Here is an 11671-nt window from a genome sequence, read left to right as displayed (position 1 = left end):
TAAATATTAGACAGGCAACGATTGATCGGGGTCTTGTTCTTGTTTCTTTAACACGACCCGTTTGATCGGCCCGACCAGCAGCAAATAGCTGAGGATCGCCGCAATCGCGTTAGCGCCGACAAACACAAGCGCGCCATTAAAAGATCCAGTGGCATTAACAATGTATCCGATAATAATCGGTGTTGTAATCGAGGCAATATTGCCGAAAGTGTTGAACAAACCGCCGCTTAATCCTGCACATTCTTTCGGAGACGTGTCCGACACGACAGCCCAACCCAATGCGCCGAAGCCTTTTCCGAAAAACGCGAGCGACATAATAACAACGACAAGCCACGCTGAATCTGTATAGTTGCAGACAATCATACTGCAAGACAGCAGCATGCCGGCAATGATTGGCACTTTTCTTGCAAAGGTCAGTGAACGGCCTTTTTTGAGCAAGATGTCTGACACAATGCCCCCAAGGACGCCGCCGGCAAATCCGCACAGCGCCGGCAGGGAAGCGACAAACCCAGCTTCAAGAATAGACATGCCGCGGGCCTGAACCAAATATACCGGAAACCATGTGAGAAAGAAATAGGTGAGAGTCGTAATACAGTATTGCGCAATGTACACGCCAATCAGCATGCGGTTCGTTAACAGCTGTTTGATATACGGCCATTTCGATTCTGTTTCTTGTTTGCTTTTACTGTCATCCATGGAAATCAGCCCGCCGCCCTGTTCGATGTACGCAAGCTCAGCTTCATTAACCTTCGGATGTTTTTTCGGTTCATACACCGTTTTTAGCCAGATGACAGCCAGAAGAATGCCTGCAATACCCATGACAACGAAAACGGAATGCCAGCCGAAAGAGTGGGTAAGCCAGCCCATTAAAGGAGAAAAAATGACGATTGCGAAGTATTGTGCTGAATTAAAAAAGGCTGAAGCTGTCCCGCGCTCGGAGCTTGGAAACCATGAGGCAACAACTCTGCCGTTTCCGGGAAATGAAGGCGCTTCTGATAAACCAACCAGAAAACGCAGTGCAAATAGCAGGATAATCGCTGTGCCGGCGGAGAAAAAGCCAATCGCCCCTTGCAGCAGCGTAAAAAACGACCAGAAAAAGATGCTTAACGCAATGATAGTCTTTGAACCAAAACGGTCCAGCAGCCAGCCGCCCGGAAGCTGTCCGATGACATAGGCCCAGCCAAAGGCAGAAAAGACATATCCCATGGCGACCGAGTCCAATCCCAAATCGTGCTGGACGGAATCTCCGGTGATGGAAAGCGTCGCTCGATCCGCGTAGTTAATAGAGGTCACAAGAAACAGCATAAACACGATGAACCAGCGCACGGACGTTTTTTTGCCCGCCGGTGTAACATTCGCAAAGTCTTTTTTCATAGTATCTTCTCCTTTTCAAAGTAGAGAATCATATGCTGGCTGTGATAAAGCCGGGAAAGAGACGCACGTCTCTTTCCAGCACCATTACGGCTTCACAAAAACGGTTTTAATCGCTGTGAAAAAGTCCTTCGCTGCCTCACCCTGTTCTCGGGAGTGGGAGCTCGACTGCTTCATGCCGCCAAAAGGCGCCTGCAGCTCAACACCTGCGCTTTCTGCATTGATCCGAACCAGCCCGGCATCGATTTCATCAATGAAAGAAAGCATTCGGCCGATGTTTTCCGTGAAGATGGATGCACTTAAACCGAACTTCACATCATTGGCAATGTTCAGCGCCTCCTCCATCGAGTCCACCTTGATCAAGGCGATCACCGGACCGAAAATTTCCTCCTGGGCAATTGTCATCTCAGATGTCACATTGTCAAAGATGGCAGGCTGAACATAATAGCCGTTTTGATACTTTCCGTTCTCCAGCTTTTCTCCTCCTATTAAAAGGGAAGCCCCCTCCTGTTTGCCTTTCTCAATGTATGACAGGCAGTTATCAAGCTGATTCTTGCTGGCAATCGGTCCCATCCAGACATCCTCTTTTAAGCTGTCTCCGATTGTAATATCTTTTGTGCGCTGGAGCAGTTTTTCTTTAAAGCGCTCATAAATTCCGCTTTGTACAATGACACGGCTTGTCGCGGTGCATTTCTGGCCGGTTGAACGGAAGGCCCCCGTTATGACAGCTTCAGCCGCAGCTTCAAGGTCAGCGTCATCAGCTACGATAACAGGGTTTTTGCCGCCCATCTCAAGCTGGTACTTAGCTCCCCTCGCTAAAGCGGCTTGCCCGATGATTTTTCCGACTTGATTTGAACCGGTAAACGTAACGGCGTTTACACCGTCATGCTCAGCAAGCCCCTGCCCGACAACAGAACCCGGGCCTGTCACCAAATTGATGACCCCTGCCGGGAGCCCCGCTTCCTCAAAGCAGGCAATGATCTTCGCGCATGTCACAGCTGTTTCTGTCGCCGGTTTGATGACAACGGTATTGCCGTATACCAATGCCGGCGCCATTTTCCAAATCGGAATCGCCACTGGGAAGTTCCACGGAGAAATCACGCCGACCACACCGAGCGGAACACGGGTGGTAAACATGAGCGCGTCTTTGTCAGTAGACGGAATGACGTCACCCGTTTTTCGCATGCCCTCTCCGGCGTAATAGCGCAGAATGGCAATCCCCCGGGCTGTTTCTCCCTTCGCTTCCGGCAATGTTTTACCCATTTCACGCGTTGCACAGGCGGCGATTTCCTCCAAGCGCTGCTCCATGATATCCGCTGTTTTGTATAAGTATTGGCCGCGCTCGGCACCCGTCAGCTTTCTCCAAGCCGTTTTGGCTTCATTGGCGGCGGCGACGGCACGTTCCACATCTTCAGCCGTTGAATTCTGTACATATCCGACAATATCATTCACATCGGCAGGGTTTTCGACCTTGACCATATCGCCTGATTGAGACTTAACCCACTCTCCTTTAATAAAGTTGAGGTACGTGTTTTGTTCCGTGATCACAGACATGCCCATTGCCCCTTTCGTGTTTTTTCTGGTCAAACCGTCGCGGCTTTTTTCGGAAAACGGTCAGCCGCCTGCTTCAAAATTGCTTCCAATTGCTGATAATGATCTTTTTCAACCGGGCCGACAGGCGGTCTGGCTGTATTCCTTACATTCAAACCCATGATTTCCATACCGGCTTTAATCAAGGATACGGCGTAGCCTTTTCGTTGTTTGCGAATGTCGTTGATCGGCAGAATCACATGCCGATAGAGTTCCTTCACAAGCTCGTCATTTCCGTTTTTCAATGCATCATAGAACATTCGCGAAATATGCGGGATATAATTTGAAATCGCTGAAGAGTAAGAGTGGAACCCGATCGGCAGATATGCCGGCATCGTCACTTCAGCCATCGGCATTCCGTTGAGCCATCCCAAGCGGTCGCCGATCGTATAGACGAGGTTGATATTCAAATCCATATTTCCTACCCCGTCTTTGACACCGACAAGCTGTTCACATTCGGTCAGACGTTTGATCTGTTCAACAGAGAGAACTGCGTTATCGCGCTGATAAAGAATCGCGTTCAAGTCAGTGCTTTCAATAATCGTTTTCGCATACTGGTACAGCCCCTCCTGTTCGCCATGCACCAAATACGGAGGCAGAATCAAGTAGCCGTCGGCGCCTTTTTTCTCCGACAGCTGCGCCCAATCAAGCGCTGTGCTGAGGTTGCCGCCCACCCCCGTGTAGACCGGCACCTTTCCTCCGGCTGCCGAGACTGCGACTTCCACCATTTGCTCATATTCCTTCTGGCTGAGAGATTGGAATTCACCAGACCCGCAAGCGATAAATATCGCTTCCAAGCCCTCATTCAGCAAAAACTCAATGTTTTGAAAAAGAGCTTCTTCCTCCAGTTTTCCTTGTGTGTTAAAAGGAGCAACCGGAAAACCTAAAATTCCAGCGGGTGCTTTTCTGATACGGCTCATCAACATAACCTCCTGTTATTTGTGTATACAGCCTCTATCTGTAAGCGCTTTTATTAATTTTTCTTTCACATCCGCTCCTTCCCCATATATCCTTTTGTTTAATTGTAAGACAAATAAACAATAAGTCAATATCTTTATTTTCTGATATTTTATAAAAAAGCGGTAAATCACTGTCCGGCCGGGATTCTGCGCAGCAAAAAAACAGCCTGGTCAGCCGGCTGTTTGGTTTATATCCTTCTTTGTTTCATCGTCTCATGCAAAAGCTTTGCTTCCAAAAAAAACACGTGGATGAATTTTTTCATATTTATTCTAGCAGGTGCAAGGGGTTTTGCATCCTTGGATTGGAGTTCTTTCATTTTCTGGCTGACAACCGGAAAATCAAAGAATTTCGATGCATAGGTTTCAAATTTTGGATTCGAAAAATCAGTTGTGCCCAGTGAAGCAAAATGGTGCAGCGAATGAATAATCGCTCTGCGGATACGCTGCTCCGAGGCTTTCATTTCGCGATTGACGTCCGTTTGTGAGGCCCCTGTCCCCAGCTTCCGTACCGCTACTTGGGTGAATATTTGTTTTAACGAAGGGCTTTGTTTTTCGTGCGGCTCGGATTGCTCGTGTTCTGCTAAATACTGCAGGACCGCCATGAGATCATGTGCGCCGCCTTCTCCCATCATGCCCAGCTCGGACAACAGGAATGTTCCTGCCTCTTTTAAACCGCTGTCACTCTTCTGCTGGGGACGCGCTTTCCGTTCAGTCCGATTGACAAGCCGGCTTAGAGAATGCTGGATGGCTCCAATCGAGTGTTCAAGCTCGATCCGCTCCTTCACCTTTTGGAGAACCGTGACAATTTCAATGCGGTTAATCGGCTTATGGATAAAATATTCGATGCCGAGCGAGTACGCTTCCCCGACCATTTCCTTCGCCTCCACTTGAGAGATCATTACGATTTTGCCGGAGTACGTATTCTGGATCTGACGAATCGTCTCAATGCCGTCTCTTCCGGGCATTAACAGATCGATTAATAAAATATCAATCTGCTTAAATTGCAGCATATGCCCTTCCACTTGGCTTCCGTCGTCAGCTTCACCAGCAGCTTCCCCGAGATCTTCGTCCTCAATGATCTGCCTTAAAATTGACCGCACCGCACGGTCATCATCTGCAATAAAAAAACGCATAGCTTTCGGTTCACCCTTTCTGAATCAAATGCCGGACAGGCAGCCTGATGGCAAACACCACTCCCCGCTGCTGATTATCAAACGTGATATCCCCTTCTAGCTCTGTCACGATTTCCTTTACGTAGGAAAGTCCGATACCTGTAGAAGGCGTGCCAAATTCGTCATATTTTGAAGTAAAGCCCGGGTCAAACACAATGTCTCCGATTTTCTCGGAAATCCCGGGGCCATTGTCTTCCACCTGGAATTCTACCATACTCTCATTTGGCTTACGGAGCCTCAGGCTGACCATTCCCTCTTCATCCATAGCCTCTACCGCATTTGCTGTTAGATTATTAATGATCGAAAGCACGATAAATACGTGATATTCGTCATGCTCTCCCTCGATCGAGCAGTAAAAATCAATCTGCTTCCCTAGTGCTTCAGCGTACTTTTCATTCATTCTAATCACGAGCTGCAGCAAATCAGAAGCCCTCATATAATCTCTCAAACTCTCATTCGAAATCAGTTTTGAAAGCCCTGCGAATATCCGCTGGTTGTCCTTTTTCACTTCATGAATCTCTCCGGCCAGTCTCAGGATTCTGCCGCTCAGCTGAACATCCTTGCCCTTCATTTCCCGATAGAGCTGATACGAATCGTTTGTCACTTTCTCTGTCGTTTTCAATGTCTTTTTTAGGTGCACCGTTTCTTCATATAAATTGGAAACGATCATCAGCATGTGCTCGTGCTGCTGCCTTGTCTGTTTTTCTCTCGATTGTGTTTCATACAGCTTCAGCACACTATAAAAGCTCATCACAATAAATGTGTGAGAAATCGCAATCACCGCAATGTCAGTGATTTTCTCAGGCGTGACAACCGTATGAAAAATGAGAAATTGCACAGCCAGCTCGACACAATCTGACACAACTTCAATCATAAACCCAATGAAACCGAGCATAATCGGCCGTTCACGGAAACGATTGGCCTTTAATATGGAAAACAGACAGGCGTAAGTCATATAAAAGAAAAAGCCAGACGCTTGATCATACAGAATCGGAGTCAGTCCATTGTGTCCTCCGCCCCATAATTCCAGAAAGACGCGAAAGATGAAAACAGCCGCTCCAGTCAGAAAACCCGGCAGCACAGCGGGCACATGCCGCAACAATGATAAAAAGAAGAAAAAAACCGGTGCCCCAAAGCTGACCCGGAATTCTTCATTGAGGGGATAAAATTTCAGTTCACCGGCCAGCGGCACCGTAATCAGCATGAGGGCCAGTATATATCCGTCTTTTTCAATAAACCGTTCCAGTTTTATGTTGATCACATCCTCGCTTTTTATTTTGGGGAATCGGGAGAAAACCTGCAAATTGCTTTTGACCCAGAACATGAGGTTTTTATAAATCTTACTGCTTATTTTCAAAATGTTTTTGTCGTATTTTGTATGATTCTGTAGTCTCCATTATACAGTAATTATACCTTCCGCTATTATGAAAGCGTTTAACGCCCCTTTAGCCTTCGTTTTGATACACCTCAGTCCTTTAAGAAAAAAATCAGTGAGGAGGAATTCGATGAAAGAATTGATAAAAGAGCACCAGAAAGACATAAACACGGCGTTACAGCTTCATGATTGGGTTGAATACTATCGCCCTTTTGCCGCCAATGGACAAAGCGCAAACTATATCCCCGCTTTAGGAAAAGTCAATGATTCACAGCTCGGCATCTGTGTATTGGAGCCTGATGGAACGATGATACACGCCGGCGACTGGAACGTCTCTTTTACCCTGCAAAGCATTTCAAAAGTGATTAGCTTTATTGCCGCCTGCATGAGCCGCGGCATTCCCTATGTGCTTGACCGCGTAGATGTCGAGCCGACAGGTGACGCCTTTAATTCAATCATTCGGCTCGAAATCAACAAGCCGGGAAAGCCCTTCAATCCCATGATCAACGCGGGTGCCCTCACCATCGCTTCGATCCTTCCCGGAGAATCGGCATACGAAAAGCTCGAGTTTCTTTACTCGGTGATGGAAACTTTGATAGGAAAACGGCCAAGAATTCATGAAGAAGTATTCCGTTCTGAATGGGAAACCGCCCACCGCAACAGAGCGCTGGCCTACTATTTAAAAGAAACAAACTTTTTAGAAGCTGACGTAGAAGAAACACTTGAGGTGTACTTGAAGCAATGCGCTATGGAGAGCACCACAGAAGACATTGCGTTGATCGGCCTGATCCTTGCTCATGACGGGTATCATCCGATTCGACGCGAGCAGGTGATTCCAAAAGATGTGGCAAAATTGGCCAAGGCATTAATGCTGACGTGCGGCATGTACAACGCTTCAGGCAAATATGCGGCGTTTGTCGGCGTGCCGGCCAAAAGCGGCGTCTCCGGCGGCATCATGGCGCTGGTGCCTCCAAGTGCCAGAAGAGAACAGCCTTTTCAATCCGGATGCGGCATCGGCATTTACGGGCCTGCCATTGATGAATACGGCAACAGCCTCACTGGCGGTATGCTGCTGAAGCATATGGCGCAGGAGTGGGAGCTCAGCATTTTTTAAACATGAAAAAAGAGGTGATTGTATGCAGCAAATCCTGGAACATATCGTCGGTATTGCAAATGATCTTTTGTGGTCAAAGCTATTAATTGTTTTGCTCCTTTCTCTGGGAATCTATTTTACGTTCAGGCTTAAGTTTTTACAGGTTCGCATGCTGAAAGAAATGGTCAGGGTATTAAGAGAAGGTGCTGCTTCCCGGTCAAAAAACAGCATTTCTCCGTTTCAAGCCTTTTGCATCAGCATGGCGGCCCGTGTCGGAACGGGAAATATTACGGGTATTGCCATCGCCATTGCACTCGGCGGGCCCGGTGCAATCTTCTGGATGTGGATTATCGCTATTATCGGATCAGCATCCAGCTTTGTGGAAAGCACACTGGCTCAGATTTATAAAGTAAAAGATGTAAACGGCTTCCGCGGCGGGCCGGCGTATTACATGGAAAAAGGGCTGAACAAAAGGTGGATGGGCGCGCTGTTCGCTGTGTTAATCACCTTATCGTTCGGTATCGTCTTCAACTCGGTTCAATCCAATACAGTCAGCCTTGCCTTTGAAAACGCGTTTGGCACAAACCGCCTGACATTGGGACTCATTTTAATTGCTGTATTCGGCACGATTATTTTTGGCGGAGTCAAGCGCATTGCAAAGCTGGCTGAATCCATTGTCGTCGTATTGGCTGTCCTGTATATCGGAGTTGCGTTTTTCGTCATTTTCTCCAACATTACGCAGCTGCCAGGTGTGCTTGCGCTAATCGTGAAAAATGCGTTTGGTTTTGACCAGGCCGCCGGCGGGGCTTTGGGCGCGGCACTCATGCAAGGCGTCAGACGGGGAATCTTTTCAAACGAAGCGGGAATGGGAAGCGCACCGAATGCCGCTGCCACCGCCACAACAAGCCATCCCGTCAAACAGGGGCTGATCCAAGCTTTTGGTGTACTGACAGATACACTGGTCATTTGTACAAGCACCGCCTTTATCATCCTGTTTTCGGATGCCTATCATACTCCGGGTCTGAGCGGAATCGCCTTGACACAAGCCTCTCTCAGCTCCCATGTCGGATCATGGGCATCAGGCTTTCTCGCCATTCTGATTTTGTTATTCGGATTCTGTGCTTTAATCGGAAACTATTATTATGGCGAAACCAATATCGGCTTTTTGAACAAAAGCAAAAAACTGATTTTTGTCTACCGTATCGGCGTGCTGGCAATGATCGTGTTTGGCTGTGTTGCCAAAGTCCAGCTCGTCTGGGATCTTGCTGATTTGTTCATGGGTTTGATGGTCGTCGTGAATTTAATCGCGATTTTCTTACTATCAAAGGTCGTTTTTACGGCGCTGAAAGACTATACACGCCAGAAGAAAGCAGGCAAGGATCCGGTCTTTTATAAAGATGTGCTCAAAAACCATAATGGCATTGAGTGCTGGCCGGTTTCAGACACAAAGACTGACACGCACAACAAACAAATATCATAAGAAAAGGGTGTTCAGACATATGGGCTGAACACCTTTCTCTTTTTGCGTTTATTGACAAACACGTAAGCCTCCATTACGATTTTCATATCTTTTTCAAAAAAATCTGAAAGAAGGCATCGGTACATTCTATGAATCCTATCCAACACATATTAGATACATACCCGCTTATTGTGCTAGACGGCGCCATGGCGACCGAGCTTGAACGCAAGGGCTGTGATTTGAACGACAGTCTGTGGTCGGCAAAAATCCTGATGGAAGAGCCGGAGCTGATTAAACAAGTTCATACTGATTATTTTGCGGCAGGCGCCGATTGTGCAATCACCGCCAGCTATCAGTCTACATTTGAAGGCTTTGCCGCACGCGGGCTGAGCGAAGCGGAAGCACGCCGGCTCATCGAGTTGTCCGTCAGCATCGCAGCTGAAGCACGCGATGAATTTTGGTCGCTTGAAGAGAACCGTTTGAATCGGCCAAAGCCGATCATTGCGGCTTCTGTAGGCCCTTATGGCGCTTATCTTGCAGACGGGTCTGAATATCGCGGCAACTACGCAATACCAGAAGATGAACTGATTGAATTTCATCGTCCCCGGATGAAGGCGCTGATTGAAGCCGGAGCTGATGTTTTGGCATGCGAAACGATTCCGTGTCTGACTGAAGCCAAAGCGATTGTTCAGCTGTTGAAGGAATTTCCTGAAACGTATGCGTGGATCAGCTTCAGTGCTAAAGACGGCTTGCATATCAGTGACGGAGCACCTGCAGCTGACTGCGCATCGTGGCTTGATGAACACCGCCAAATTGCAGCACTCGGCATCAACTGCACGCCGCTTCAGCATATCCCTTCCTTGATAGAGGAGTTAAAAAAGAACACGTCAAAACCGATCATTGTCTACCCGAATTCAGGTGAGCAATATGATCCGGAAACAAAAACGTGGAACGGCGCAGCATGCGCAGAATCTTACGGGGCGAGCGCCCGCACCTGGCATGAAAAAGGAGCGAGGCTGATTGGCGGCTGCTGCCGGACAAAACCCGAAAATATTCAAGAAATTGCGGCTTGGGCCCGCTCTTTAAAAACAACTTGACTTATCGGAATAGTTTGTATATTCTAACTTAAAGCCGGTTCGCCGGAGTCTCGTGTCACTTTCTGACATGAGATTTTTTATTAGGAAGGAAATAAATCGCTGATAGAAAGTTGGAAAAAGATGAACTCTGCCCACAACAAGAATGAGACAACCTTTCAGAGAAGTATGAAAAGCCGGCACCTCTTTATGCTTTCCTTGGGAGGTGTCATCGGAACCGGGCTGTTTTTAAGCTCAGGTTATACCATTCAGCAAGCAGGCCCGGCCGGAACGATACTCGCCTACTTAGTCGGGGCCGGCATCGTCTATCTGGTCATGCTATGCCTCGGTGAGCTGTCAGTCGCCATGCCTGTGACCGGCGCCTTTCACACCTATGCAGCCAAATACATAGGGCCGGGCACCGGATTTACGGTCGCTTGGCTGTATTGGCTGACATGGACCGTGGCATTGGGATCAGAATTCACAGCAGCCGGCCTGTTAATGCAGCGCTGGTTCCCCCATACATCGGTTTGGATGTGGAGTGCCGTCTTTGCGCTGTTCATTTTCTTGCTTAACGCATTTTCGGTCAAGTTTTTCGCTGAATCAGAATTTTGGTTTTCCAGCATCAAAGTATTAGCCATTGTATTATTTATTCTTTTAGGCGGCTCTGCCATGTTCGGCATCATTCCGATCAAAGGCGGAGAAGCCGCTCCGATGCTGTCCAACTTCACCGCGGAAGGCGGGCTTTTTCCAAATGGATTTGTCCCGATTTTGATGACGATGCTGTCCGTTAATTTTGCCTTTTCGGGAACGGAACTAATCGGAATCGCAGCCGGTGAAAGCGTTGATCCTGACAAGACGATACCAAAAGCGATTAAAACAACGGTCTGGCGTCTCTCACTCTTCTTTGTCGGAACAATTTTTGTGCTGTCAGGGCTGATTCCGATTCAAGATGCAGGTGTCATCAAAAGCCCGTTTGTCGCTGTCTTTGACAGAGTCGGTGTACCATACGCAGCCGATATCATGAACTTTGTTATCCTAACAGCGATCCTGTCAGCGGCTAATTCCGGACTCTACGCTTCTTCCCGGATGCTGTGGTCTTTATCAAAAGAAAAAACGCTTCATCCGACATTTGCAAAGCTGACGTCAAAAGGAACCCCTTTTAACGCGCTGGTGTTCAGCATGATCGGCGGCATTCTGTCGTTGCTGTCCAGCGTATTTGCGCCAGACACTGTATACGTTGTGCTCGTGTCGATTTCCGGTTTTGCCGTCGTTGTCGTGTGGATGGGTATCGCTGCTTCTCAATTCATGTTCAGAAAACGTTATATCGAAGCGGGAAACAAGGTTACTGATTTGAAATACAGAACCCCTTTGTATCCGTTCGTGCCGATTGCCGCGTTCCTGTTATGCCTGGCTTCCGTTGTTGGCATTGCCTTTGATCCGAATCAAAGAATCGCACTCTATTGCGGCGTTCCATTTATGGCCATTTGCTATGCAATATATTATGTAAAAAACCGCAAAAGCCAGCCGGCTGCTGATATGACTCATTCAAAATAAAAAGAACCTGCCTCCGGGCAGG

General features: G+C 47.8%; 9 protein-coding genes. 4 read left to right on the top strand and 5 right to left on the bottom strand.

The features are described 5' to 3' along the window. Window positions 1-6: 6 nt before the first annotated feature. From gudP to glnK, 5 genes are all read right to left on the bottom strand, one after another. On the bottom strand, window positions 7-1374 hold the full coding sequence (gene gudP / locus KXZ66_RS01410) for a glucarate transporter GudP (RefSeq protein WP_014475680.1): 1368 nt from the start codon (window positions 1372-1374) through the stop codon (window positions 7-9). A gap of 84 nt (window positions 1375-1458) precedes the next feature. Further along, window positions 1459-2925, bottom strand: coding sequence for an alpha-ketoglutaric semialdehyde dehydrogenase GucD (gucD, locus tag KXZ66_RS01405; protein WP_041850657.1), 1467 nt, complete (start codon window positions 2923-2925; stop codon window positions 1459-1461). Window positions 2926-2954: 29 nt separating this feature from the next. After that, window positions 2955-3881, bottom strand: coding sequence for a 5-dehydro-4-deoxyglucarate dehydratase (gene kdgD, locus KXZ66_RS01400; protein ID WP_003246372.1), 927 nt, complete (start codon window positions 3879-3881; stop codon window positions 2955-2957). A 227-nt stretch (window positions 3882-4108) separates the two neighbouring features. Then, window positions 4109-5053, bottom strand: coding sequence for a glutamine utilization two-component system response regulator GlnL (glnL, locus tag KXZ66_RS01395; RefSeq protein WP_041850656.1), 945 nt, complete (start codon window positions 5051-5053; stop codon window positions 4109-4111). Between the two features lie 10 nt (window positions 5054-5063). After that, window positions 5064-6296: a two-component system sensor histidine kinase GlnK gene (gene glnK, locus KXZ66_RS01390; RefSeq protein ID WP_072692859.1), complete on the bottom strand. Its 1233-nt coding sequence runs from the start codon at window positions 6294-6296 to the stop codon at window positions 5064-5066. 301 nt (window positions 6297-6597) lie between these two features. On the opposite strand from glnK, the gene KXZ66_RS01385 reads away from it, so the two are divergent. The 4 genes from KXZ66_RS01385 (at window position 6598) to mmuP (ending at window position 11649) form a co-directional block, all read left to right on the top strand. Beyond that, window positions 6598-7581: a glutaminase gene (locus tag KXZ66_RS01385; protein WP_021481886.1), complete on the top strand. Its 984-nt coding sequence runs from the start codon at window positions 6598-6600 to the stop codon at window positions 7579-7581. Window positions 7582-7603: 22 nt separating this feature from the next. Then, window positions 7604-9040, top strand: a complete 1437-nt coding sequence (locus KXZ66_RS01380) for an alanine/glycine:cation symporter family protein (protein ID WP_021481887.1) — start codon at window positions 7604-7606, stop codon at window positions 9038-9040. Between the two features lie 128 nt (window positions 9041-9168). Further along, window positions 9169-10116, top strand: a complete 948-nt coding sequence (gene mmuM / locus KXZ66_RS01375; RefSeq protein WP_165634629.1) for a homocysteine S-methyltransferase — start codon at window positions 9169-9171, stop codon at window positions 10114-10116. Window positions 10117-10236: 120 nt separating this feature from the next. Further along, a complete protein-coding gene (gene mmuP, locus KXZ66_RS01370; protein ID WP_009966441.1) occupies window positions 10237-11649 on the top strand; it encodes an S-methylmethionine permease in 1413 nt (470 codons plus the stop codon). The last annotated feature ends 22 nt before the right edge of the window (window positions 11650-11671 follow it).

Source organism: Bacillus sp. LJBS17 (assembly GCF_019334685.1).
Taxonomy (GTDB): domain Bacteria; phylum Bacillota; class Bacilli; order Bacillales; family Bacillaceae; genus Bacillus; species Bacillus subtilis.
The sequence above is the reverse complement of the archived record's forward strand: the minus strand, read 5'-3'. Positions and strand labels throughout refer to the sequence as shown.

Bases quoted from the DNA above. Each gene is read 5' to 3' on its own strand.
- gudP (WP_014475680.1), bottom strand. From the start codon at position 1,374: ATGAAAAAAGACTTTGCGAATGTTACACCGGCGGGCAAAAAAACGTCC.
- gucD (WP_041850657.1), bottom strand. From the start codon at position 2,925: ATGTCTGTGATCACGGAACAAAACACGTACCTCAACTTTATTAAAGGA.
- kdgD (WP_003246372.1), bottom strand. From the start codon at position 3,881: ATGAGCCGTATCAGAAAAGCACCCGCTGGAATTTTAGGTTTTCCGGTT.
- glnL (WP_041850656.1), bottom strand. From the start codon at position 5,053: ATGCGTTTTTTTATTGCAGATGATGACCGTGCGGTGCGGTCAATTTTA.
- glnK (WP_072692859.1), bottom strand. From the start codon at position 6,296: ATGCTGATTACGGTGCCGCTGGCCGGTGAACTGAAATTTTATCCCCTC.
- KXZ66_RS01385 (WP_021481886.1), top strand. From the start codon at position 6,598: ATGAAAGAATTGATAAAAGAGCACCAGAAAGACATAAACACGGCGTTA.
- KXZ66_RS01380 (WP_021481887.1), top strand. From the start codon at position 7,604: ATGCAGCAAATCCTGGAACATATCGTCGGTATTGCAAATGATCTTTTG.
- mmuM (WP_165634629.1), top strand. From the start codon at position 9,169: ATGAATCCTATCCAACACATATTAGATACATACCCGCTTATTGTGCTA.
- mmuP (WP_009966441.1), top strand. From the start codon at position 10,237: ATGAACTCTGCCCACAACAAGAATGAGACAACCTTTCAGAGAAGTATG.